The sequence below is a fragment of the Paenibacillus cellulositrophicus genome (assembly GCF_009363095.1).
GTDB lineage: Bacteria > Bacillota > Bacilli > Paenibacillales > Paenibacillaceae > Paenibacillus_AQ > Paenibacillus_AQ favisporus.
Genome location: NZ_CP045295.1, coordinates 1451141 through 1476522, shown reverse-complemented (window position 1 = coordinate 1476522; position 25382 = coordinate 1451141). Strand labels below are relative to the sequence as shown.

24 protein-coding genes are annotated in these 25382 nt (G+C 51.2%); 19 read left to right on the top strand and 5 right to left on the bottom strand.

The window, feature by feature from the left end:
* Nucleotides 1-332 precede the first annotated feature (332 nt).
* The gene (locus GCU45_RS06790; RefSeq protein ID WP_152398435.1) at nt 333-2222 is read right to left on the bottom strand and encodes a S8 family peptidase; all 1890 of its coding nucleotides are present in this window, start codon (nt 2220-2222) and stop codon (nt 333-335) included.
* 249 nt (nt 2223-2471) lie between these two features.
* Between GCU45_RS06790 and GCU45_RS06785 the strand changes: the two genes are divergently transcribed.
* From GCU45_RS06785 to thiI, 6 genes are all read left to right on the top strand, one after another.
* Nucleotides 2472-2978: a YpuI family protein gene (locus tag GCU45_RS06785; RefSeq protein ID WP_116229516.1), complete on the top strand. Its 507-nt coding sequence runs from the start codon at nt 2472-2474 to the stop codon at nt 2976-2978.
* Between the two features lie 136 nt (nt 2979-3114).
* The gene (locus tag GCU45_RS06780) at nt 3115-3333 is read left to right on the top strand and encodes a DUF1540 domain-containing protein (RefSeq protein WP_076169821.1); all 219 of its coding nucleotides are present in this window, start codon (nt 3115-3117) and stop codon (nt 3331-3333) included.
* A 58-nt stretch (nt 3334-3391) separates the two neighbouring features.
* Complete coding sequence (locus GCU45_RS34480) at nt 3392-4030, top strand: hypothetical protein (protein WP_341874543.1); 639 nt, start codon at nt 3392-3394, stop codon at nt 4028-4030.
* A gap of 162 nt (nt 4031-4192) precedes the next feature.
* On the top strand, nt 4193-4924 hold the full coding sequence (locus GCU45_RS06770) for a lytic transglycosylase domain-containing protein (RefSeq protein WP_152402859.1): 732 nt from the start codon (nt 4193-4195) through the stop codon (nt 4922-4924).
* A gap of 132 nt (nt 4925-5056) precedes the next feature.
* Nucleotides 5057-6217 carry a cysteine desulfurase family protein gene (locus GCU45_RS06765; protein WP_152398434.1) on the top strand — a complete coding sequence of 387 codons (1161 nt, stop codon included), beginning with the start codon at nt 5057-5059 and terminating at the stop codon, nt 6215-6217.
* A complete protein-coding gene (gene thiI / locus GCU45_RS06760) occupies nt 6214-7443 on the top strand; it encodes a tRNA uracil 4-sulfurtransferase ThiI (RefSeq protein WP_152398433.1) in 1230 nt (409 codons plus the stop codon). The genes GCU45_RS06765 and thiI overlap by 4 nt, the downstream gene beginning before the upstream one ends.
* 84 nt (nt 7444-7527) lie before the next feature.
* Here the strand turns inward: thiI and GCU45_RS06755 are convergent, their stop codons facing one another.
* Nucleotides 7528-8217 (bottom strand): TerC family protein, encoded by a 690-nt coding sequence (locus GCU45_RS06755; RefSeq protein ID WP_152398432.1) that lies wholly within the window; start codon nt 8215-8217, stop codon nt 7528-7530.
* Between the two features lie 132 nt (nt 8218-8349).
* Here GCU45_RS06755 and GCU45_RS06750 point away from each other — a divergent pair, with 132 nt between their 5' ends.
* From GCU45_RS06750 to GCU45_RS06730, 5 genes are all read left to right on the top strand, one after another.
* Nucleotides 8350-9012: a TerC family protein gene (locus GCU45_RS06750; RefSeq protein WP_152398431.1), complete on the top strand. Its 663-nt coding sequence runs from the start codon at nt 8350-8352 to the stop codon at nt 9010-9012.
* A 252-nt stretch (nt 9013-9264) separates the two neighbouring features.
* Nucleotides 9265-9774, top strand: coding sequence for a hypothetical protein (locus tag GCU45_RS06745; protein WP_105444515.1), 510 nt, complete (start codon nt 9265-9267; stop codon nt 9772-9774).
* Between the two features lie 151 nt (nt 9775-9925).
* Nucleotides 9926-11767, top strand: coding sequence for a translational GTPase TypA (gene typA / locus GCU45_RS06740; RefSeq protein WP_145947479.1), 1842 nt, complete (start codon nt 9926-9928; stop codon nt 11765-11767).
* Nucleotides 11768-11812: 45 nt separating this feature from the next.
* The gene (locus tag GCU45_RS06735; protein WP_076169828.1) at nt 11813-12109 is read left to right on the top strand and encodes a YlaH-like family protein; all 297 of its coding nucleotides are present in this window, start codon (nt 11813-11815) and stop codon (nt 12107-12109) included.
* A gap of 93 nt (nt 12110-12202) precedes the next feature.
* On the top strand, nt 12203-13282 hold the full coding sequence (locus tag GCU45_RS06730) for an LCP family protein (RefSeq protein WP_152398430.1): 1080 nt from the start codon (nt 12203-12205) through the stop codon (nt 13280-13282).
* A 272-nt stretch (nt 13283-13554) separates the two neighbouring features.
* Here the strand turns inward: GCU45_RS06730 and GCU45_RS06725 are convergent, their stop codons facing one another.
* Nucleotides 13555-14112 carry a YhcN/YlaJ family sporulation lipoprotein gene (locus GCU45_RS06725; protein ID WP_280117551.1) on the bottom strand — a complete coding sequence of 186 codons (558 nt, stop codon included), beginning with the start codon at nt 14110-14112 and terminating at the stop codon, nt 13555-13557.
* A gap of 114 nt (nt 14113-14226) precedes the next feature.
* Between GCU45_RS06725 and GCU45_RS06720 the strand changes: the two genes are divergently transcribed.
* Together GCU45_RS06720 and GCU45_RS34160 are read left to right on the top strand one after the other, a co-directional pair.
* Nucleotides 14227-15561: a PhoH family protein gene (locus GCU45_RS06720; RefSeq protein WP_116229524.1), complete on the top strand. Its 1335-nt coding sequence runs from the start codon at nt 14227-14229 to the stop codon at nt 15559-15561.
* A gap of 537 nt (nt 15562-16098) precedes the next feature.
* Entirely contained in the window at nt 16099-17319 is a 1221-nt protein-coding gene (locus GCU45_RS34160) for an extracellular solute-binding protein (protein WP_152398428.1), read from the top strand.
* Between the two features lie 39 nt (nt 17320-17358).
* On the opposite strand, the gene GCU45_RS06710 is transcribed toward GCU45_RS34160, so the two are convergent.
* Together GCU45_RS06710 and GCU45_RS06705 are read right to left on the bottom strand one after the other, a co-directional pair.
* Nucleotides 17359-18459 (bottom strand): coiled-coil domain-containing protein, encoded by a 1101-nt coding sequence (locus GCU45_RS06710; RefSeq protein ID WP_244364459.1) that lies wholly within the window; start codon nt 18457-18459, stop codon nt 17359-17361.
* Nucleotides 18460-18678: 219 nt separating this feature from the next.
* Nucleotides 18679-18915 (bottom strand): DUF2626 domain-containing protein, encoded by a 237-nt coding sequence (locus GCU45_RS06705; RefSeq protein ID WP_076169833.1) that lies wholly within the window; start codon nt 18913-18915, stop codon nt 18679-18681.
* Nucleotides 18916-19243: 328 nt separating this feature from the next.
* Here GCU45_RS06705 and GCU45_RS06700 point away from each other — a divergent pair, with 328 nt between their 5' ends.
* From GCU45_RS06700 to GCU45_RS06675, 6 genes are all read left to right on the top strand, one after another.
* Nucleotides 19244-19894, top strand: a complete 651-nt coding sequence (locus tag GCU45_RS06700) for an RsfA family transcriptional regulator (protein ID WP_076169834.1) — start codon at nt 19244-19246, stop codon at nt 19892-19894.
* Nucleotides 19895-20045: 151 nt separating this feature from the next.
* A complete protein-coding gene (locus GCU45_RS06695) occupies nt 20046-21014 on the top strand; it encodes a ketopantoate reductase family protein (RefSeq protein WP_152398426.1) in 969 nt (322 codons plus the stop codon).
* Between the two features lie 6 nt (nt 21015-21020).
* On the top strand, nt 21021-21413 hold the full coding sequence (locus GCU45_RS06690) for a DUF3397 domain-containing protein (RefSeq protein ID WP_076169836.1): 393 nt from the start codon (nt 21021-21023) through the stop codon (nt 21411-21413).
* Between the two features lie 165 nt (nt 21414-21578).
* Complete coding sequence (locus GCU45_RS06685; protein ID WP_152398425.1) at nt 21579-23252, top strand: peptide ABC transporter substrate-binding protein; 1674 nt, start codon at nt 21579-21581, stop codon at nt 23250-23252.
* 234 nt (nt 23253-23486) lie between these two features.
* The gene (locus GCU45_RS06680; RefSeq protein WP_076169838.1) at nt 23487-24419 is read left to right on the top strand and encodes an ABC transporter permease; all 933 of its coding nucleotides are present in this window, start codon (nt 23487-23489) and stop codon (nt 24417-24419) included.
* Between the two features lie 2 nt (nt 24420-24421).
* Nucleotides 24422-25369, top strand: coding sequence for an ABC transporter permease (locus GCU45_RS06675; protein WP_089548194.1), 948 nt, complete (start codon nt 24422-24424; stop codon nt 25367-25369).
* Nucleotides 25370-25382 lie beyond the last annotated feature (13 nt).

Below are 25382 nucleotides of genomic sequence, written 5' to 3'. Positions count from 1 at the left end.
GAGATGCTTATCGAATGAGCCACTGCTTTAATTGTCCTCCTGCAGACCCGGTTTATACCGATCCAACTGTGGTTTATCAAGATTATTACTATCCGCAGGTCGTTCCGATTGTCCACACGGTTGAAATTGTAAAAAGACATCACTGTGTCCCCGTTCCTAAACACTGCTATAACTATGTCGTTCGCGACGAAAACATTATAGGTACGGTTTCCGCTTACAGAGGTCCGAAACGCGCAGCCCGCAAGTCGAGAGCCAAACGTACACGGTAACTCGTGCTCTAAAAAAGGCAACCCGCTCCTGCAGGGGGCGGATTGCCTTATCTTTGGTGGAATTTATTTGGTTTTCACGCTCTCACTGCCCATGATCGAATTCATCTGGTTCTGTACATGCTGCGGCCACAGCTGAAGCGGGGTATTTCCGCCGCCTGCTGCCTGCAGCGCTTTATAGATATCAATTTGACCGTTGCCGTAATATTTGTCATGTCCTTTCGGCCCAAGGTCAATGGTGCTTTGGCACATAATGTCCATCACTTGTTTATTGGTCAAGTCCGGATTCCGCGAGCGGATCAGCGCGGCCATGGCGGCGACATGCGGACTGGCCATCGACGTTCCGGACAGGGCGGCGTACTGGTTGCCCGGATAGGTGCTGGCAATGCTCGTCCCAGGCGCGGCCACGTCGATATAATCCCCGTAATTGGAATAGGAGGCTTTCTTCATGTTTGCATCGGTCGCAGCAACGGCGAGTACTTCGGGATAGGCCGCAGGGAAGCCCGGCCGCTCGGTGTTGTCGTTCCCTGCCGCGGAAACGAGCACGACGTCCTTGTCGTAGGCGTATCTTATCGCATCGTGCAGGAACTGGGAATCGGCGTAGTTGCCCAAGCTCAAATTAATGACTTTGGCTCCATGATCCGCCGCCCAGATGATGCCTTCCGACACCGAATAGGTTGTGCCTGATCCCGATTTATCAAGCGCCTTCACCGGCAATATTTTGTTATACCAGCTGATGCCGGCCACGCCTTCATTGTTGTTGACGACGGCCCCGATGATGCCGGCCACATGCGTGCCGTGACCTACATCGTCCAGCGGGTCGCTGCCGGGATCCACGACGTTGTAGCCGGACAACAGCTGGCCTTGAAGATCCGGGTGGTTAATGTCTGCGCCGGTGTCCACGATACCAACAATGACATCGTTGCTTCCCTTGGATAAATCCCATCCCTGGTTCGTTTCAATCGCCGGGAGGTTCCACTGGTACTTCGCAAACAGCAGGTCATTCGGCACGTTCGGAAGGCTGCCTGTTTCCGGAACAGTATCGTTGGTTAAATATAAATAATGCGGTTCTACATAATGCGCATTCCAGTGGTTTAAGAAATATACCTTCAACTGGCTGTAATCCATCGTACTGGAACGGAAGACGTAAGCATATCCGAGTTTTCGGGCGGATTCCGCTTTGACGTCACCTTTGATCCGGTTCATCTCGTCCGGAGACGGATCCTGGCGGAAGCGGACGACGATTTCGTTCTCGTAGAAGTGGCTGGCGTTTTCGTTATCATGTCCCGTCTTGACCGTCAAATCGCGCAGCGTGTCGGCGTGAACCGATTCGACTTTAAATTTGCCCTCTCTCGGGTAAGGGATCAGCCGCAGGTTTTTCTTCTGATGATTTTCCACGTCGAGCAGTATTTTTTGATTCATTAAGGCGATGACGCTCTGATTACTTTTGGCCGACGGTTCCGCGATGACGAAGTACTGCTTGCCCGCCATCTTGAAGGAGGGGGACTGGTACGTCTGGTGATTCTTCACCTGCTGCTTGGCTATACTTAAATAATGATCCAGCCTTTTCCGGTCGTGGGAGGTCCAGGAGTCTTCCTTTTTGGTAAATTTAAGCGGTTGATTCAGCTTAGGATCCTGCCACACCAGCATGGAAAAATGGTCATGGGTTTTCTGCAAATTCCGTACATAATCGGTAATCTGCTTTGGCTTTGCGCTGCCCAGATTGTTCAGCATCGCCGTCAGATGCTGTCTCGCATCCAGCCGTGTCAAATGGTCGGTTGAAGCGATATCCTGTGCCATCATGCTGTTCTTTAAACGATGCTCCTGATGCGGAGCCGGGACCGGAGGGGATTCGGCGGCCTGCTGCCGGCTGTCCGAGCGCGGGAGCAGCAAAAATAACGCGAGCGCGCCGCAAACGGTTGCCGTTCCGATGCCCACCCATTTTCCTTTCGACATAAAAGTACCTCCTTGAGAATGATAAGTACCTTTAGCGTGAGAAATGGGAAGCTATTTTATACCCCGGCGGCCGACTCAGGCAAAAACCTGCTCAATTCGTCCAAATCGTGACCAGAAAGGGATACCGTTCCAGTTTGTTTTATGTTAGGATAGTACATGAAAATTGATCCTTGCTTCAAACGATGGTGATGAAAATTTCGGATCCTCTCCAGGACCGAAAGGAACAAATTAAGGGGGAGCTAATTAGCTATGTCAGCAGGTAATGTTCAAAAATTGTGTGAGACCACGAAAGAGAAGCTGAAATCCGCGATCGAGAAACTGGAACAATTCCTCAATGAGAATTCGATTCCGCAGCTTGCGCCAGACAATAATGAGGAAACGCTGCAATTTTACAAAGGATTTTTGTCTGACCTGCGGCATCTTCTGGTTTTCTCCGAAGTATCAGCCGAGAAACTGGGAATTGCGTTGCGCCGTGCCAATTTTGACAATGATTTTGCTGAAAAAGCTCTCTATAATGTGTATCATCATTGCGTTAACAACTTCTTTTATCCGAAAAGCGAAAGCTATTCCGAAGATGGGCGTTATGCATACACGGGACAGGATGCTATCCGTTTTCGGGTAAAACCGGTTCGGCCGGTAAGAGACATCATTCTCGATATCACCAAAGTATATGAAGAGCTTCGGGATGATCTGACTTATTACGAAAGCGATTATTTAACGGAGCGCCGGATGCACAACCAGCGTTCGCACGCTTAAACCTTATACGATTACACCAAAGATGCCTGATGATGGCATCTTTTTTTATTTTCCTCATGACGACCATCAACTGACAAGATGCAGCAGGGATACGCCGATATGGAGCAGGGGACAATGAAGCTTGAGGTGATAAATAATGAAGGATCCAAGAACCTACGTAAAATGCAGTGTCAGCAACTGCAGTTACTGGGGGGAAGAGAACGTCTGCAAAGCCGAGCAAATCCTGATCGAAATCGACAAGCACGCCTCCGCCAAGTACAGCGAGGAGTACGGCAGCGAGCTTGGAGAGCACAAAGACCGGGCTGTAAATTCTTCGGCTACCTGCTGCCTGACCTTCAAACCCAAAACTTCTTAATTCAAGCGCCCGACTCCATTTATGCACTTATCCATCAGTCGTGAGGAGGCTTCTAATCATGGATGAATTCAACAAACGAGAGCAGGAACACAAGACGGACAGCCCATTCGCAGGAAAAGGAATCACTCCCGTTTCAACGAATAACGTTTCCCGCACGAATCACCGAGAAGAATATGCAGCTGAAGCAGGGACTCCCTCTGCAACCCGGGATAACGAGTTCCGGCAGGCGATCGCCACACGGATCCGTACCGATTATCCGCGCAGGGACGCCCATAAAGAGGAGTATGCATCAGAGGTGACATCCCCTGAAGTCACAAGCCGTGCGGCCGGATATTCGGTCCGGGACGACCGGAAGGCGGATGCCGCGGTGAAGAGAACGGATTTGTACAAAAAAGACCGCGAGGAGTATGCGGCAGAAGTAGCTCCGGCACCATCGGTCCGCAGGGATGAGGTCCGTACCTCGGATGATGCCGAAAACCGGAACGCCGTTCAAAACTATGGACGTACAGCCGGTTATGTCGGTGTAGGCTTCGGCGTCCTGTCCTTGTTTATGTGGTCCATTATCCTGGGCCCACTGGCTGCGGTCATCGGCTTTTATGCGTACAGCCAAGGCAGCAAGGTATGGGGCGGATGGGCGATGGGTCTCGGCATTCTGGCAACGATCAGCTACTTCGTGCTGGTTCCGTTCGCCCGGTAAATCAAACGGGCATAAAGCGTCTTTGGCTGCTCATGAAGCGGCTGAGGGCGCTTTTTTCATGTCAGCGTTTTTTGGAAGAGGTCTGGCGCAAGACGGCGGAATCATGGTAAAATAAATCCAATCCGCATGGACGAGATTATGAGGAAAACGAGGTTTGAGATGATGCAAATCGATCCGGCTGCAGCGCAGCAGTTGTTGGCAATGCAGGACAACAGCCGTATTCAAAATAGAGACGAGCTTCTCCAGGACATTATCGAGAATGGCAGCACCTCTGATTTTGGTGTTATTTTGAACCAGATGCTGGATGACTCCAGCGCGGCAGCTGCAGAAATCGATGCTTCCGTACAACCGACGGTGCCCGGCGTATCGTGGAGTGACGGCCTGCTGTGGCAGCAGCTGGGAGAGGCGAACACCTCGCCGGTGAAACATGTTGGCGAGGTATCCAAGCCGGTGCATTCCGATTCCGGCTCCGGCAAATCGACCGCTTACAACGACTTGATTGAACAGGCAAGCCGCAAGTACGGAGTGTCTGAATCGCTAATCAAGGCCGTCATCGAGACGGAATCCACCTTTAATCCGAATGTCGTATCTTCTGCGGGGGCCAAAGGCCTGATGCAGCTGATGGACGGCACGGCACAGGGACTCGGGGTCAGCGATCCGTTCGACCCGGCGCAGAACATCGATGCCGGCACGAAATACCTTTCGTATCAGCTGAGCCGCTTCGGTGGGCAGGAAAATATGGCGCTGGCGGCATACAATGCGGGGCCTAACCGGGTGCTCAAACTCGGAGTTTCGACCGATGCCGAATTGATGCAGCAATTGGACCGGCTTCCTGCAGAAACAAGGAACTATATCCGTAAAATTGCGGATGCCAGGGCAAAATATGAAGGTTAATACCAATCGCATAGCGTTGTAAGTTACGGGATCAAACTCGGGAGAACGGGAAGCGGCTCGATATGAAGCGCTTCTTCCGATGTTTGATCTCTTTATATTGCTTCGGGTGATCCGTGTAAAGGAGGAAACGTGATGATCTATTGGGACCATGCGGCAAGTACGCCACCCTACGAAGAAGTGATCCAGACGATGGCGGAAGTGATGAGACAGCATTACGGCAATCCTTCATCCATTCACCGGATGGGCGAGGACGCTGCCAAGCTAATCAAGCGTTCCCGGGAAGTATGCGCCGCCGCCCTTGGAGTTAAACCGGCCGAGATCATCTTGACCTCGGGCGCAACGGAAGGCAACAATATGGCCATTAAAGGAACAGCCTTTCAATATGCCGGTAGGGGCAAGCACATCATAACAACTGCAACGGAGCATCCGTCCGTCTACGACAGCTGTTTATATCTTCGGGAACACGGATTCGAGGTAACCTTTCTTGATGTGGACAGGAATGGCCGGATCCATCCGGACCAGCTGCGCAGCCTCATTAGAAAGGACACCATCCTGGTCAGCATCATGCATGTAAACAATGAGACTGGAGCCGTGCAGCCGCTGGAGGCGGCGGGACGAATCATTAAACAGTGCAACCCGCTGACCCTGTTCCATGTGGACGGTGTTCAGGGCTTCGGCAAGCTGCATGTCGACCTGCAGGCGTGGCAGGCGGACTTATATACGTTATCGGCACACAAAATCCGCGGCCCCAAAGGAGCCGGCGTATTATTTCGAAGGGAAGGCGTTCAGCTTCATCCGCTGCTGTCGGGAGGCAAGCAGGAGTCCGGCATGCGCTCGGGGACGGAAAATTATCCGGGGATTGTCGCCATGGCGAAAGCCATGCGGATGGCTAAAGAACAGTTGGGGACTTTCGGTGAGCAAGTCGGGGCACTGCGGGACGAATTGCTCGCATTTATCCGAACGATGCCGGCCCTTGCGCTGAACAGCGACGAAGACGGGGCGCCGCATATCGTTAACGTGTCCTTTTCCGGAATGAAAGCCGAGGTCCTTCTGCATTCGCTTGAGGAGCACGGCATGCTCGTGTCCACCAAATCGGCCTGCTCCTCCAAGACGTCGGAGCCAAGCCGTGTCCTGCTTGCGATGGGACGGAGCGAGGAGGAGGCCTCCAGCGCAATCCGGATCAGCATGGGGCTTACCAACACCAAGAATGATGTAGAGCGGTTGAAGGACGCGCTTCAGGATGCGGTCGAACGGCTGACGCCTTTAATGACAGGAAGGAATGAAATCCATTGAAATATGATATGCTTCTGCTCCGCTATGGAGAAATTACACTCAAGGGAAAAAACCGCGGGCGCTTCGAAAATGCGGTGATCTCGCATATCCGGTCCGTTCTTAAGGATTTTCCAAAAGCGAAAATTCGCAAGGAGTACGGAAGACTGTACGTTGAACTGAACGGAGAAGAGCCGGAACCGCTGATTGCCTCGCTCCAAAAAATATTCGGGCTGACGTCCATCAGCCCGGTTGTCGTCAGCTCTACGGAGCTGGAATCTATTGTGGAAACTTCTTCGGCATTTCTCGGGCAGATGGACATGGAGGAAGAAGTAACCTTTAAAGTTCATGCCCGGAGGGTGTGGAAGGCTTTCCCGCACTCGTCCCATGAAATGAACCATCTGGTGGGTGCGCCGCTGCTGAAGAAGTATCCTCTGTTAAAAGTGAGCATGAAGGATCCCGAGCTCACTCTGCATGTGGAGATCCGCGAGCAGGGAACCTATATATTCTGTCAGACGATTCCCGCCGTCGGCGGATTTCCGCGGGGAAGCAACGGCAAGGCCATGCTGCTCCTCTCCGGCGGAATCGACAGCCCGGTCGCAGGGTGGTCCTCCATGCGCAGAGGGCTGGAAGTGGAGTGCGTTCACTTCTACAGCTACCCGTTTACAAGCCGGCTTGCCAAAGAGAAGGTCATCGAGCTGGCGAAGGTGCTCTCAGGTTATGCAGGGGAGATCAAGATTCATCTGGTGCCGTTTACCGAAGTGCAGACGTCCTTTACCGGCATTGGACAGGACAATTTGATCATTACCCTGATGCGGCGTTCGATGCTCAGAATTGCCGAACTGCTGGCCAAGCGTGAAGGGGCACTTGCGATCGTTACCGGAGACAGCCTCGGGCAGGTCGCCAGCCAAACCCTGCCAAGCATGAACGTGATCGGCCGGGCGACCGAGCTGCCGCTTCTGCGGCCGCTGATCATGATGGACAAAAACGAGATCATTCGGATTTCCAAAGAGATCGGCACATACGAAACCTCGATTCTTCCTTATGAAGACTGCTGCACCCTGTTCGTGCCCAAGTCACCGACGACGAATCCGAATTTGCGGGTCGTCGAGAACGTGGAGGCGTCGATCGAGAAGCTCCCCGAGCTGATCCAAGACGCCTTTGAGCGGACCGAAACTTTGGTGCTCACCAAGGATTATGTGATTGGAGAGGAAGAAGAAACAGGCGGCGTTAACGAGGATTGGTTCTAAAGCTCAGAGGATTAGGAAACAAAAAAAGGAGGCTCTTCATTGAAGAGCCTCCTTTTGTATGACAACAAGCCGGACATGTGTGTTCTAACTATACGAATGTTCGTCTTTCCGTTTCTTCATCGACGCGCGTTTCAGGTATCCGAGGGCGAGAATGGCAATGACGACGATCACGATAAACAGCACCCTCAGGAACGGATATTGTTCAAAAAACGGAGCAAAACGCTTTTCTTCCGTAATCATGTTGGATGCCGTGTAACCGAGTACCGCCGAACCAAGGTAAATAATCCATGGAAACTTGTTAATCAGCTTAATAAACAGGGTGCTTCCCCAAACGACAATCGGAACACTGATAAGCAGTCCGAGAATGACGAGGATGATATTCTGCTCGGCTGCGCCGGCCACGGCGATTACATTGTCCAGCCCCATCGCAGCATCTGCCACGATAATGGTCCGTACAGCTCCCCATAAGGTCTGGCCTGCCTTGATGTCCGTGTGATCGTCATTATCGGCCAGCAGCTTGTAGGCGATCCATACGAGCAAGACACCGCCCAGGGCAAGCAGCCACGGCACTTTCAGCAGCCAGACGACGACGATCGTCGCAATGATCCGGAGCAGGACTGCGCCTCCGGTTCCATAAAAAATAGCCTTTTTCTGAGTCGAGGGAGCAAGATTCCTCGCAGCAAGGCCAATTACGATGGCGTTATCGCCAGCCAATATTAAATCCAAAAAGACGATTTTGATCAAACTAACTAAAAATTCTATTACACTGTCCAAATCAGGTCACTCCTTATTATGACTGTATACGGAGTTCAATAGCAAATCGATTCATTATAGGCTAATTTTTCATGTGAAGTCAAGCATAGCCTGGCCAACTCGCACATAGATGTAGAGTGGAGGTGTTGGCCTTTGGAATCGATTTGGCTGCTCATTCAGATCCTTATGATCAATTTGGTCCTAAGCGGTGACAATGCCGTTGTGATTGCTCTGGCGAGCAAGGACCTGCCGGAGAAGCAGCGTAAACAGGCGGTATGGTGGGGAGCGCTCGGCGCTGTTATCCTAAGGTGCCTGTTGACTTTTATTGCGGTCATTCTGCTGAAAATCCCTTATGTTCAGGCGGTCGGCGGGTTCATGCTCATCTGGATCGCCTTAAATCTGCTGATCGAAAACAAGGATGAGCTCCGGCTGCAGGAATCCTCTACCATCTGGAAAGCGGTCAGGACTATTCTTGCAGCGGATTTCATTATGAGCCTTGACAACGTACTTGCTATTGCCGGACTCGCCAACGGCGATCTCGCACTGATCGTGATCGGCATTGCGATAAGCATACCGATCGTCGTCTGGGGCAGCAATTTGATCGTCACCTGGCTTCACCGTTTCCCGGTGCTCGTGTACATCGGGGCGGGCATTCTAGCTTATACAGCCGGTGAGATGATCCTCCAGGACCACAGGCTTGGGGCTCTTCTCTCCGCATCTCTGCCGGAATTCCACCATCTCATTCCCGGCGTATTGGCCGGCTTGGTGATCGTCTCCGGCGGTATCAAGCAGCTGCTGCTGCGGCCGCGTTCATAAGCAGGACAATCTCGTTGAAAGCCGGGTTTAACCCGGTTTTTTCTTATTTTGAACCATAAAAAATTGCAAAGTATGGGAATAATCCGGTCTTGCGGCAGGACCTTTCCTTTGCAGGGTTATTTTGGCCTGCAGTGCCTAAAAAATTACAGGCGCAATCTGGTTTTTTTTACACGTTTCAGATAAACTAAAGATGAAAATATGTCGTTTTTTGCGTATGGCGTAAGGGACGGCAATAGAGAAGAGGGTGGGAGAATGTCCTCAAGGAACGACTTGAAGCTGGGCCTGTTCATTGTCATTGCTGGAATCGTCATTTTGCTTGGCAAGCTTGGAGTTTTCGGTTTTTTGGGCCGCACGCTGTGGCCGCTGGTCCTTTTGATTCCCGGACTGGTTCTGCATATGCTGTTTTTCGGCAACCGGGCGCGTGCCACGGTGCTTGTACCCGGCGGTATTTTGACGGTGTACGGGCTGCTATTTTTACTGTGCAGCACGATCAGCTGGGGGCTGATGTCCTACTTGTGGCCCGCCCTTCTGCTCGGGATCGCGGTCGGGATGTACGAGTATTACCTGTTTGAAAAGCCCCGTCCGTCCTCCTTGCTTCCTGCCTCCGTCATTTTGGGACTGGCTTCGCTGGTGCTGTTCTTCTTCAGCCTTCTTCATACCGCGGTGATCTATATCCTCGCCGTGCTTCTGATTGCCTTGGGCATTTGGCTGATTGCCGGAAGGGGGAAATCCAGAAACCGGAAGTGGAAAAGCGGCTGGTAAATCAGGCCTTCTATTTTCTGTAAAACACTTGTTTTTTTCTGAAACTTCATTATAATATAAGGGATGTAGAAGCGTCGGCGCTACCGCCTGACGCTTCATTTGTTGAAAGACTTCGTTACGATTTGAAAGGGAAAGGATCTGGATAAAAGCCATGCATTCAAGAGATAAAATTCGCAACATTGCGATTATTGCGCACGTCGACCACGGCAAGACGACCCTAGTTGACCAGTTGCTGCAGCAATCGGGAATATTCGCCAAACACGAACACCTGCAGGAACGCGCCATGGACTCCAACGATTTGGAGCGCGAACGCGGCATTACCATCCTGGCCAAGAACACGGCCATTACGTATAAAGATTTTCTGATTAACATTGTGGACACCCCGGGACACGCCGACTTCGGCGGCGAGGTGGAACGGATTATGAAGATGGTCGACGGCGTACTGCTCGTCGTTGACGCATATGAAGGCTGTATGCCTCAGACCAAATTCGTGCTCCGCAAAGCGCTTGAGGCGAATCTGACGCCGATCGTCGTCGTCAACAAGATCGACCGTCCGGCAGCCCGTCCGGCCGAAGTTATTGACGAAGTGCTCGACCTCTTCATCGAGCTTGAAGCAAACGACGACCAGCTGAACTTCCCGGTCGTTTACGCTTCGGCGCTGAACGGAACGTCGAGCCTGGATCCGGACAAGCAGGACGACAACATGCTGGCCCTGTATGAAACGATTACCGAGCACATTCCTTCTCCGACAGAGAAGGTTGATGAGCCGCTCCAGTTCCTCGTTACTCTGATGGACTACAATGAGTACCTTGGCCGGATTGCGATCGGCCGGGTTAACCGCGGCGTGATCAAGCAAGGCCAAGCCGTTACGGTCATCATGCGCGACGGCAAGAGCAAATCCGCCCGGATCGAGAAGCTGTTCGGCTTCCAAGGACTGAAGCGCGTGGAGCAGGAAGAAGCCGGTGCGGGCGACATCATCGCGATCGCCGGAATCAAGGACATCAATATCGGGGAGACGATCGCCGATCCGAACCATCCTGAAGCACTGCCGGTTCTTAAGATTGATGAGCCAACCTTACAGATGACGTTCCTGGTCAACAACAGCCCATTCGCCGGACGCGAGGGCAAGTGGGTTACGTCCCGCAAGCTGCGTGAGCGTCTGATGAAGGAACTGGAGACAGACGTCAGCCTGCGCGTTGAGGAGACGGACAGCCCGGATGCGTTTATCGTGTCGGGACGCGGCGAGCTTCACCTCGGCATCCTGATCGAGAACATGCGCCGCGAAGGGTACGAAATGCAGGTTTCCAAGCCTGAAGTTATCGTTAAGGAAATCGACGGAGCCAAGATGGAGCCGATCGAGCGCCTTCTGATCGATGTGCCTGAAGAGAGCATGGGCGCGGTCATGGAAAGCCTCGGTTCCCGCAAGGCCGAAATGGTGAACATGGTCAACACCGGCAGCGGACAGGTGCGCCTGGAGTTCCTGATTCCCGCACGCGGTCTGATCGGTTATCGTACGCACTTCCTGACGCTGACCCGTGGTTATGGCGTCATGAACCATGCCTTTGACAGCTACGGCCCGCTGCACAGCGGCCAAGTCGGCGGACGCCATCAGGGCGTGCTGGTTTCCAGCGAAACCGGAACGAGCACCTTCTACGGCATGATGGGCGTTGAAGACCGGGGCATCCTGTTCCTGGAGCCGGGAACCGAAATTTATGAGGGCATGATCGTCGGCGAGCATACGCGCGATAACGACATCATTGTTAACATCTGCAAAGAGAAGCAGCTGACAAACGTGCGTTCCGCGACGAAAGATGATACAGTAAAAATGAAGACGCCTCGTCTATTCTCTCTAGAGCAGGCGCTTGAATATTTGAATGACGATGAGTATTGTGAAATCACGCCGAAATCGGTTCGACTGCGCAAGAAGATTCTGAACAAGAGTGAGCGCGAACGTGCCGAGAAGCACCGCAAGATGGCAGAAGCCAACATGTAATCCGGGTAAGGTCCTCACCTCATTTCTGGAAGGAGTGAACTGTCCGTGCAAGCTTGGTTAGCAGCGCATCCGATTATCTCCTATATCATCATCTTTGTGCTGATCACCTATGTATACAACAAGGTGTTTCGGGTCAAACAGAAGCTTCCGCTTCTCAAAGAGATTCTGCTGTATATTCTGATGGCCATCGGCTCCGGGATGCTGCTGATTTTTCAGCACGACAAGCTTCCGATCATCCAATGTCTGCTTGTCGCGGTAGCTCTGATGTTCACGGTGCGCATCCGCTATTTCGTGGAAGCGCGGCAGAAGAAGAAAGCCGAAGCGGCTGCCAAGCGGGTCTAATACGCCCGCTGTGGCCCGGCTCTTTGCAACATTACGAAGGTTGTCATCGTTTATAGAGAGATTACCTCAAAATAAATGAAAAAGGTGTTTGAGATGAGTCCCAGCAATACGAGTCTACCTCCAAGATCTCATGGCGGCACCCCGAAAGGGAAAGTGCCTCCAAAGAAGAAAAAGAAGAAAAGCGGGTTCAAAACGTTTTTGAAATTCGTATTGATTCTGATTATAATAGCTGTACTCGCCGTAGCGGGATACGCGGGATATTTGTACTATAAAGCGGATCATGGCGTTCTGGACACAGGTGTAGATGCACCGGTCGCTCCTTCCCAATCCGCCAAGGTCAAACCGATTACAATGCTGCTGCTTGGAACGGACTATCGTCCGGAGACGAAGACGCACCTGTCTGACGTCATCATGATCGCTGCCTTTAATCCGGATACGAAATCGGCAACGGTAGTTTCGGTTCCGCGCGATACCAAGATCGAGCTGAAGGGCTACCGGGAGAACAAGGCCAATGCCTATTATCCGAATTTTCTGGCTGATGAGAAGCAATCCGGCATCAAGGCGACCGATGAGATGAAGACAATGTTCTCCAAGTATTTGGACATCGATATCGATTACGTGACGGTGCTGAATTTCCAGGCCTTCCGTGATGCGGTAGATGCACTGGGCGGCGTTGACGTGACAGTCGACAAGAACATGTGCTACCGGGATAAAGCCGACGGAACGGACATCAACCTGAAGAAGGGTGAGCAGGAACTGAACGGGAAGCAGGCGCTCGATTTTGTGCGCTACCGGAAGTCCAACTGCCGTCCGAGAACGGACGCTTCCGACGATTTTGACCGCAACCGCAGACAGAACGAAGTTCTTCACTCCCTGATCGACAAGATGCAGACGTTCAAGGGCGTCACGAGCCTGGGCGGAGTGCTGGATGCCATGAATAACAACATGGAAACCGACATCGAGAAGGATCAATTGAAGAACATAATTGCAACTTATTGGAAAATTAAAAAAGAAGACGTCAAATTCATGCCGATTACCGGCAACTGGAAAAGTCCTTATGTGTATGTAGACGATGACGAGCTGGATAAAGCAAAGCAGGCATTGAAGGACGAGCTTGCAGGCAAGGCTGCCGTGGAAGCCGGTACTTCAGCGGATGAAAGCTCGAATCCGTAAAGTTGGGTGCAAGTTTTGGGACGACATATAATATACTAGAGTACAATGGAACCTGTACAGGAGGTCAGTGCGATGTCCGAGACGGTTACGAAGTGGACTCCAATATATGAAATGCAACGTCAACCAGCCGTTCATCTCTCTGTGCCGACTTCTGCTGAATCCGGTGTATGTTTTGACGCGCCATGCAAAAAAGCCTAGTGATCTGATCACTGGGCTTTTTTCTTTTTTTGCAAAATTTGTTGATTCGGCTGGTATTTCGCCTGTCCTATGCTTTAGCGGGTTGGGCTTGGCGAAGAAGGGCTGTTCTGACGCGATTTGACATCGCGCGGGAGCTGCGGCACAATCCGGCCGACAATATCCGCCAGTTCGGAAGCGAATCCCGATACGGGTTCCCCTTTTTGAATATGCTGACCGATTTCGGCAATCCGGCTGGACAAATCCATATCGGCCGTCACGAGGGCGTTTTTGCCCCGAGGATCCTTTTTGAGTGCTTCGGCAACGGTATATTTGATGGTTCCGACGCGGGAACGCGTCAAATTGCCGTCTACGTCGATGCCTACAACGGCAGTATTGCCTAACACGACTGCATGCGCTTTTTTCACACCGTTCACCTTTTCGGCGATGTTTTCCAAATGGTCTTTTAAAGCCAGGTCCGTTGTATCTTCTGCAGAACGCACGGCCGTGTTTCCTGTAGACCGGAGTGAAAGGCGGTGATGGTCGCCGGTTGATGCGGCTGTCGGCCCCTGTTGACTTTGAGGAGAGGGTGATGCAGTGTTCTGATGATTACAACCGCTCAGTAGAGCCATAGTTAACACAACGAGCAAAAACATTCTCATATGTGATCGTCCTTTCCAGGTCATAAATTGGCATGACGGGTTGTAACTTAGGATGTCCATGACGAAATAATTTATGTGTTTATTATGAGTTCAGTGGAGGGAGAAAGTATGAGAAAGATATTTGTACTGGATACCAATGTGCTGCTGCATGATCCCCGGGCGATATTTGCGTTTGATGAACATGAAGTCGTGATTCCGGCCGTCGTTCTGGAAGAAATAGACTCCAAGAAACGGAATGCCGACGAAATCGGGAGAAATGCGCGGACGGTGTCCCGCCTGCTGGACGGATTGAGGGAAAACGGCGGCCATTTGCACAGCGGGGTGCTTCTGGAAAACAAAGGCAGCCTGAAAGTGGAGCTGAATCACCGCAGTTTTGTGAAAGTACAAGAAATGTTCGGCGAAATGTCCAATGATAACCGCATTTTGGCAGTCGCCTTAAATTATCATCTGGAGGAGCAGGGCAAGGAAGACCCGACGTCGGTAGTGCTGGTAAGCAAGGACGTGCTCGTTCGCATCAAGGCGGACGTGCTTGGTCTGGTGACCCAGGATTACTTATCCGACCGCACCGTAGGTCCCGGAGATCTGTATACCGGATATTCTACGCTTAAGGTGCACCCTTCCATCATCGACGAGTTTTATTCGTACCGTTTTTTGTCCATCAAGCCGCTGCAGTTGCCTTATCCGCTGTATCCGCATGAATTCGTCATCCTAAAGGACGAGATGGGGAGCACGAAATCGGCCTTGCTGAAGGTGAATGCGGATGCGCTCCGGCTGGAGCCGCTCTTTTTGAGCAATGATTCCGTATGGGGAATCAGCGCGCGTAACGCACAGCAGCGCATGGCGCTGGAGCTGCTGCTGAACGACGATATTCCGATCGTAACGATTACCGGAAAGGCGGGTACGGGCAAAACGCTGCTTGCCTTGGCAGCCGGGCTGATGAAGGTCGAAGATGAACATAAATACAAAAAGCTGCTGATCGCAAGGCCTGTCGTTCCGATGGGCAAGGATATCGGTTATCTGCCCGGAGAAAAAGAAGAGAAGCTCCGTCCGTGGATGCAGCCGATATACGACAACCTGGAGTTTTTGTTTGATACGAAAAAGTCGGGCGATATCGATAAAATTTTAATGGGTCTGGGCAGCATTCAGGTCGAGGCGCTCACGTATATCCGCGGACGCTCCATCCCCGGCCAGTTTATCATCGTGGACGAAGCCCAGAACCTGTCCCGCCACGAAGTAAAAACGATCGTCTCCAGGGTAGGGGAGGGAAGCAAGATTATCCTGATGGGGGACCCTGAGCAGATCGATCATCCGTATCTGGATGCATCGAGCAACGGTCTGTCGTATATCGTGGAGAAATTCAAGCAGGAAGGGATCAGCGGGCACATTACCTTGGAAAAAGGCGAGCGCTCCAAGCTGGCCCAGCTCGCAGCCGATCTGCTGTGATTTCATAAGCTGGTACTATTTCCCGAGAAATGATGCCACTAACTACCAGCACATAAAAAGAAGTCCCCCTTGTCCGGTTCATCGGAACCGGCTGGGGGCTTTTTTTGGAGAGATCAGAACGTATAAGATTCGAAGCCTCCGCCTCCTGATCTCGCAAGAAAAACTTCCGTTAAAAGCGGTCTGTCTTCTTAGAAGATACGTCGATGGACGTCTTTCTTTAGAGATCAGAATACGTATAAGATTCGAAGCATCCGCTTCCTGATCTCGCAAGAAAAATTTCCGCTAAAGGCGGTCTGTCTTCTTAGAAGATACGTCGATAGACGTCTTTCTTTAGTTTTAACAATTTCAGGCACCGGATCAAATATACTCGAATTACAATAAGGACATTCACAGGCGTAGATTCGTAGTTAACCTTATGGTATGGGGCATCGGCTTATTTCTTACCAGTCCGTTAAACATTTCCAGAAAAAAATAGGACAAGCGCCCTATGAATTTGCTAAAATATTGTATAAGTATTGTGAGGGGAGGCCTAGAGACTTGAGGCGGAAAAATTACTGGCTTCTGTTTGCCATTTTGCTGCTCTCTTTAACCGCTTTATCCCAGGGGCAGGATTTGTCGCAGACCCCATCGGGTCATGAAGAGGAAGATGACGCGTCTCTGTTTCCGCAGCCTTCCACACAAGAGCGAACGTCCCAATCCCCCATCCGGGTCACCGTGCACCTTAGCGATGAGGATTTTAAGCAGCTCGAGGAGCTGAATCATACATATGTCACCGACACTGGAGCCACGGTAGAATTGAACAACATCCCGGATGCCGATGCATACCTTCAGCTGACGTCCGCTTTGGCCGTAGGGGAAGGCCCCGATGTCATGCTCATCAACAGCTCGTGGGTTCGCCCGATGGCCTCCCGAGGCTACCTGCTGCCAGTCGAATTCTATACAAGCAATCGTGCGGATAGTGATACCATCAACCCGCTGCTCCAAGAGGTGGAATGGAACGGCTACCAGTGGGGAACGCCTGCCGACATGGATCCTTATGTACTGGCATGGAATGTGAAAGCGCTGAATTCGCTTGGAGTGACGGATATTCCAGGCGGTATCAGCAGTTGGAAAGAGATGCTGAGCAAAGCGAAGAACCGAGGACATCAGCAGCTGCTGGAGATTTCGTCCGGGGACGGCTATGATGCTGCAGCTTTGATGGGAGCACTGGGCACCGATCCGCTAAGCCCGAGCCAGGCATCCCTGGAATGGATCGACAAGGCTCGCGCATTCATGCAAATCGATCAGGCCGAGCAAGGCGCTGACGGGGCCCAGCTTCCGCTAACCATTTCCGCCGTCTCGGAAGCGGCGAAGTCTCAGACGGCAAATACGGAACTGCGGATGCCCGAGCAGCTGTACGCCATCTATCCGTCGCTCCTGCGCAGCCGAAGCTACGCCGTATCGGCGGGATCGCAGCATGCCAAAGAAGCAGCCGAATGGATTGCGTATATGAGCTCGGCAGTCGTTCAGCAGGAATGGTACCAGGCTACGGGTAAACTTCCGGCGCTGAAGAGCCTGTACGACGATTCGGTATTCAATCCGGCCGGGCTGCCGTTCCATCTCAACTCCCTGCTCCAGACGGCGGGTACCGATAAGGACACAGGCAGGCTGCAGGCGAAATGGGATGTGTTTGTCAAAGCATCAGGCGATTATATTACAGGCAAATCTGCGGCCACAGATTACGTTGAGGCTGTAAGAGGGGAAGCCGGAGGAAGCTGATCCGATACTCGCGGGCAGTTCGTCTCCGGCTTTTTTGTGTTACATGGACAGCTTAAGCGTGACATGGAGGTTTTTATCCGTACTTTTCACCTCGGTTGCCTTCACGAAGGAGACGATTTGCTGCGGATAAAATCCCAAATCGAACTCTTCCTCCATTTGGCGGCGTGTCGTATCGGGCAGTTCATAGCCGTTAAATACGAGCTTATCCACATGGAACATGATGGAGTTCTGAGGCTGCTCCTCGACGCTGTAGTGGCCCTGAACTTCAAGGGACAGCGTGCCGCTTTGGCCGGAGGCTGTAATCTCATCTTCACCAAAGTGGAAGGCAAACTGCTTGAACAGATCGTTTTTGGAGCGGAGGAAAGCGTTCAGATCGTCCTCCTTGATGTCGATATTATAGGTCGTTCCGTTGGTGCGGATCGCACCGTCCTGATTCTGGATAAACTCCGGGAGGTCGTTCATGGCTGAGGCGAGCGCGTCAAAATAGGTTTTTACCTCGTTAAGCCCGACATTTTCCCAATAAAGCGTAAATTCCTCAATCATTTTCTTGAGCGCTTCCGGATCGCTGCTGGAGGCGATTCCCTGATCGACCTTTTGCTGCAGGGCCGATACCCGTGCCCGCTGCTCAATGAGATTGGACTTCATTTCTTCCAGATCGGCCGTCTTTTTCTCCATGGCCAGCTTCGTGTTTTTAATCTCCTTGTACTCCGATTGATACGCTTCAAGAACCGAGCGGTCATGCTCCATGATCATATCGTAGACATCATACATATGAATGAGGCTGCCCAAATCTTTGGCGGACAGCACGGCAACGAGCAGGCCTTCCCTTTCCCCCATGTAATAAGAGCGAATGACGGCTCCTGCGCGGCTCTGCTGATCCTGGATCTGAAGCAGCTTGTCTTCCAGCTGCCCGGACAGCTTGTTCAGCTCCTGCTGGATGGTCTCCTGCTGCGCGGTGATCCGCTCAATCTCCCGGTCGATTTCCACAACAGACAGGCTGTTCTGTAATATTTCTCGGTCGTCTGTGCTGGCGCCTGCGGACGGGGCGGCCCGAAGCTCAGGTACGGGGCGGAGCAGCGACAGGCAGAGCATCGGGAGAAGCAGGCAGAGGATTCGCAGGCGTCGGTTGTAAGGCTTCAATGGATTTGATCCCTCCCCCATGGTTGTCCATTGTAAATATATGATTCAACGGAAAAAAATATCATCTCTCTTGGAGCCTGTCAGATTTGGCAAGCCAAATAACCCCAGTATTCAGATACAGATTTATGCAGGTGGCCCCGATAAAAGTCGGCATAAGCGAAAAAAGCGACCCGGCATTGGATGTCGGATCGCTTTCCTTTGGGTTCTCTAATGATCGGATTAAAGCGGTAAGCCCATTTTGAATACTGTCCAATAGCTGAAACCGGTAAACGTCACGATCATATAGCCCCAGAAGAGAAGAATGTAAGTTCTCTCCGTAAATTTCAGATACCCCAAGATGACGAAAAATGCGGTCTGTACGAAGAACAACAGAGCCATCTCGACCATGTTGCCGGCATATGCCATAAGCCCGATTGCGAGCGTAAAGAACCCGAGTACTCGAAACATGCGTGCCACGTTATATCCCCCTCTCCTTATGTACGGTCATAGCTAAGCTACGTATCATTATATCGTTAACCCAAAATTGTGTAAACGAAAAAGTTGTTTTTATTATTGTGGTCCCATGAAGACAAAGTATACATCGCCATGCATCGGCAAATTTCCAATATGAGGGTATGAGCGCTTTGCAAATTGGCAATACAATTTAGTATCAAATAGATTCTATGAACTCTATGAGAAGCATAGAAATGAAAATAAGCAGCTGTTATACCTTATTCAGTACCCGGTGAACAATCCGGTTATGGAGACGGGTTATTTTAGGATGTTGTTAGGAGGGTTTTGTTGCATGACAGCAGTTAGACAAGATGCATGGAGCAGCGAGGATGACCTTATTTTGGCGGAAGTAACCTTAAGGCATATCCGGGAAGGAAGCACTCAGCTGGCCGCTTTTGAGGAAGTAGGCGAAAAAATCGGAAGGACGGCGGCAGCCTGCGGATTCCGATGGAACAGCTGTGTCCGTAAAAAGTATGAGGAAGCAATCAGCCTGGCCAAGACGCAGCGCCAGAAACGGAGCTACTATAAGAAGCAGCCGGCAAATTCGGGGATTCAGGTGGCCGGTTTAGGTCTGTCCGAAGCTGAGGCGGGTTATTACAAAATGGAGGGAGCCAGTGAAGAAACACTCTCCATCGATGCGGTCATCCGCTTTTTGAAGCAGTGGAAAGGGAGTCTCCAGGAAAACGGACGCCAGCTGAAAATGCTGGAGAAGGAGCTCCGTGAAAAGGAAGAAGAGCTGAACAATTTGAGAAGGGTCAACGAGCGGCTCTCCAGGGAAGTCAGTGAAGTCCAAACCGATTACAGGGTCGTTAATGACGACTACAAAGCGCTTATTCAAATTATGGACCGCGCACGGAGGCTCGCCTTTTTGAACGAAGAGGACGAGGAGCTGAAGTCGCGGTTCAAGATGGATGCCAACGGCAATCTGGAGCGGATTGAGTAAAGGTCATACAACGATGCAATACAGATCCCGTGCGGATGCGTGAAGTTTGCGCAGACCGAACGGGTTTTTTCGTGCGTGTAAGCCTTATGTGATCCCGGATGCGCTATAATAGGGACACGGAAAGTAACCATTGGACACGGAGGGCAGGCTAATGCTGATCGATATTGTGGGCGCGGGATCGCTCGGACTGCTGTTTGGGGGAAAATTGGCCGGGTCCGGCAGCCTGGTGCGGATCTGGAGCCGCAGCGCCGGGCAAGCGGAGGAGCTCCGCCATTCCGGCATCCATATTGCCAAAGATGGTGAGAGCGGATTAAAGGTGGAACCCGCGCACTTTCAATCCGGTACCGTCGAACAGCTCGGACAAGCTTGGGAGACGAAGCCGGGAGATTATGTGCTTGTGATGACCAAACAAAAGGATACGGAGGCGGTATGCCGCTATTTATCACAAGTCAGGCTTCCGCAAGGATCCAGCCGGCCGGTCGTCGTTTGTTTTCAAAACGGCTACGGGCATATGGACAGGCTGAAGGCGATATTGCCCGGATGGACTATGCTGGCTGCGGTGACGACTGAAGGCGCAAAGAGAACATCGTATACAGAAGTATTTCATGCGGGATCAGGGGATACGGTCATCGGCGAGAGCGGTATAGGGCATGTCTCCAGGAAGATTGGCGGCCGGTGGTTAAATCTTGTTCAGGCCCTAAAACAAGCAGGATTTTACCCGGTATTGTCGAATGACATCGATAACATGATGTTTCGTAAATTGCTGATCAATGCGGTGATCAATCCGCTGACCGCACTCTGGAGGATTCCGAACGGAGAGCTGTTAAAAAGTCCGGCGAGGATGAAGCTGATGCGGGAATTGTATGAAGAGACGCTAGCCGTTTACGACGCATGCGGAATTCGGTATGAAGAAGATATGTGGAATCAAATATTGAATGTGTGCAGAGCGACTTCCGGGAACACCTCGTCCATGCTGAAGGATGTGCTTGCAGGTTCGCCGACGGAAATCGGCTGGATTAATGGAAGCATCGCGGACATGGCGCTGAAGGCGGGAGTTCAGGCTCCTGTCAACGAGCTTGTGACCCGGCTCATCGAAGGAATAATCGCAGAGGAGGAGTGAGGAATCTTGGATTTCTTGAGAAATTCATTTATTTTTTTGAGCATCCTTCCGTTTTTCCCGTTTTTGCTCGTGTATTTAGGAGGATATTACTGGCGGAAAAACAGCAGAAATCGCGCGCTGCTGCTGGCCATGGACGTCACTACATTGTTTTTGATCTTTTCCGTTGCGGCGCTGTTCAACAATACGTTCCATACCAGGTTCGGCTTTTATTTGATCCTCTTGTTCATGCTCATCGCGGTGGGGTTGATCGGCGGGGCGCAGAACCGGCTCAAAGGCAGGATTGATGCCAGGAAAATCGCCAAAGTCGTATGGAGAATGTCCTTTATGCTCATGAGTGCAAGCTACATCATCTTTACATTAATCGGTATTTTTAAGTACATAATACAGACTGGGGCCTAATATTTTACAATTTTAATCAACAAAAAGACAGGGGAAATCCTTGATTTTGGCCGTTTGTCACAAGAAAGTAAAATTTTCATGTTTTTCTATGTAGATTTTTTTGACCACTGGTTGTATAATTTCTAACCATACACATAATTAATTTACCTTTAGGGGGAACAGTTAATGAAAAGGAAAAGCCTGCTCATGGTTCTGACGCTGATCCTCGTTGTTGGCACTGTACTTGCTGGGTGCGGTTCCAAGAATGACAATGGCGGCAGCACGGCTAGCGGCGGCGACAAAGGAAGTTCGTCGGCTGCTAAAGAACAAGTACTTCACATTAACCTGAGCGCTGAGCCGCCAACGTTTGACCCGGCGCAAGCCCAGGACACTCAAGCTAACACCGTACTGAAAATGATGTACGAAGGCCTTGTGCGTATTGACAAGGATAACAACCCGATTCCGGGTGTGGCCGAGAAGTGGGATGTTTCCTCCGACGGTCTGAAGTACGTATTCCATCTGCGTAAAGACGCGAAGTGGAGCAACGGCGACCCTGTAACGGCAAAAGACTTCGTCTTCGCTTGGGAGCGGGTTTTGAATCCGGCTACAAGCCCAGCACCGCCTTATGCATATCAACTTTATTACATTAAAGGCGCAGAAGACTACAACAGCAAGAAAATTACCGACTTTAACCAAGTTGGCGTAAAAGCGACAGATGACAACACACTGGAAGTCACACTGAACAATCCGACTCCTTATTTCCTGGGTCTGACTTCGTTCTACACGTTCTATCCGGTGCATCAATCGGTGAAAGACAACGCCAAATGGGCAACCGATCCGAAGCTGATGGTAACGAACGGGCCGTTCACGCTCACAACTTGGACAACCGGTCAGAAGATCGAAGTGACCAAAAACGCAAACTACTGGGATAACCAGAACATCAAGCTGACCAAGGTTACGATGTCGCTGTCCAACAGCAGCGCAACGGAACTGTCCAGCTACAAAGCTGGCCAGCTTGACTATGCAGGTAACCCGAACGGAACGATTCCTACGGACCAAATGCCTGCAGTGAAGAACGAGCTGAAGGACGAGCTCGATTTGAAACCGATCGGCAGCATTTACTACTACGTGTTCAACACAACAGCGAAACCGTTTGACAACGTAAAAATCCGTAAAGCGTTCTCGATGGCCATCAGCCGTCAGGATATCGTCGATAAAGTAACGATGAGTGAAGAAACCCCTGCGTTCGGATTCGTGCCGCCAGGCATTTCCGGTGACAAGGGCGAATACCGCACCGAGTTCAAGGATGATTTCTTCACCGAAAATATGGAAGAAGCCAAGAAACTGCTTGCTGAAGGCATGCAGGAAGAAGGATACACGACGCTTCCTCCGATCACTTTGATCTACAACTCCGATGACAAGCATAAGAAAATTGCGCTTGCCATTGCAGATATGTGGAAGAAAAATCTTGGCGTTGAAGTGAAAACCGAAAACCAAGAGTGGGGCGTGTTCCTCAAGAACCGTCAAAACCTGAACTACCAAATCGCACGTGCCGGCTGGAGCCCGGACTACAACGATCCGATGACTTTCTTCGATCTGTGGACTTCGACCAGCGGCAACAACGATTCCGGCTTCAAAAACAAAGAGTATGATGCTTTGATCAAAGACGCATTCTCTACACCTGACACAGCAAAACGTATGGAAGACTTTAAAAAGGCTGAAACGATGATCATTAAAGATCAGCAGGTCGTGCTGCCGATTTACTACTATACAAACGTTGCGTTGATCAAACCGAATCTTAAAGGCGTTGTCATTGACTATGCCGGTCAAGTAGACTTTACAAGAGCTTATTTCGAATAAATTTCGAATGGTCTAACAAAAGCAGCTTAGCTTGATAAATACTGTTCGGGATATATATGTGGAGCTTCCATATATATCCCGTTTTTTTTGCTTAGTATATATCTTTACCAAGGATTTCTTCAATTTGAAATATATAGCATGGACAAATAGATTCGGCATTCTTTAAAATTAAAATATGGCCTGCGATGGTTGGTGCCATGTTATATGAAGTTTAGCGGGGAGGGTAAATCGGACATGGTACGTTACGTACTGAGCAAGTTTTTCTATATGCTGGTATCGCTCTTTATTTTGATATCGGCTACATTTTTTCTGATGAAGGCCATTCCTGGTAACCCTTTTATGTCCGAGAAAAATGTACCGCCTGAAATCCAAGCCCGGCTGATGGAGCAGTATGGATTGGACAAGCCGGTATATCAGCAATACTTCAAATACTTGGGGGATATTGCAACGGGTGACCTGGGGATTTCCATGAAGCATCAGAACCAGGAGGTAGGGGGCATTATTCTGCAGACCTTCTCTGCATCCCTGAAACTGGGTATCTTCGCCATCGTTATTTCCGTAATTGTCGGTGTGCTCCTCGGCATGCTCGCCGCGCTGTACCACCGAAAGCTTATAGATAATATCGCCATGGTGCTGGCGGTGCTGGGCATCGCCGTTCCGAGCTTCGTACTGGCATCGCTGATCCAGTATCTGTTTGCGCAGAAGCTGGGCTGGTTCAACGTCATGGGCTTTGACGGCCCGCTTGACTACGTTCTGCCGGTCGCCGCGTTGTCGGCGCAGCCGATTGCCTTTATCGCCCGCTTGACGCGCTCGAGCATGCTCGAAGTGCTGCATGCGGATTACATCAAGACAGCCAAGGCCAAAGGCCTCAACTGGATGACGATTATGTTCAAGCACGTGATCCGTAACGGCATTTTGCCGGTGGTCACTTATATCGGCCCGATGACCGCCAACGTCATTACGGGTTCCGTCGTTATCGAGCAGATCTTCGGCATCGGCGGGATCGGTAAAGTGTTCGTCGAATGTATTACCAACCGGGATTACACGATGATTATGGGTGTGACGATTTTCTACGGCGTACTGCTGATGCTGGCCCGTTTCATCACCGATATCGTATACGTGCTGGTTGATCCGCGCATTAAATTAACCGGCGGGAAGGAGGGCTAACGATGGCTGTACAGGATCCAACCTTGATGAATAACAACGTAGAGCTGACGCCCGAAGACTTCCGGAAAATCGGTACCGATGAGAAAGAGGCTGAAATTATTCAGCGGGAAAGTATTTCGGCGTGGAGAGACGCGTGGCAGCGTCTTCGTAAAAATAAACTCGCCATGGCAAGCTTGGTCGTTCTCATCTTGATCATTTTGGCTGCGATTATCGGGCCGATCATTTCGAAATTCGATTCGGCGACCAACGATTTGCTGGCCACGAATCAGCCTCCTTCAAAGGAGCACTGGTTCGGCACCGACGACTTGGGCCGCGATATGTTCGTCCGGACGTGGATGGGCGCCCGTATTTCCTTGGTCGTCGGCCTGGCTGCGGCACTCATTGACCTCTTGATCGGTGTCATTTACGGCGGCATCATGGGGTATTTTGGTGGACGAGTCGACGCCATCATGAACAAGTTTTCCGAAATTTTGTATTCCATTCCTTATATGCTGGTTACGATTCTGCTGCTCGTCGTCTTTGAGCCGAGTATCGGAACGATTATTCTGGCGCTGACGATTACCGGCTGGATTAACATGTCGTGGATCGTCCGCGGTGAAATCATGCAGCTGAAGAACAGGGAATACGTTCTGGCTTCCCGTTCCATGGGAGCAGGCTCCGGCCGGCTGTTGTTCCGCCACCTGCTGCCGAATGCGGTTGGTCCGATCATCGTCACCTTGACGCTGTCGGTACCGAACGCGATTTTCTCGGAAGCCTTCCTTAGCTTCCTCGGTCTGGGTGTCCGGGCACCGATCGCTTCGCTCGGTTCGATGGTCAACGACGCATTGACCGGCTGGATGTACTATCCTTGGCGGATGCTGTTCCCGGCCATTCTGATCAGTTTGACAATGCTCGCATTTAACATTTTCGGTGATGGCCTCCGCGATGCGCTCGATCCGAAATTGAAATAACAGGAGGTGAGAT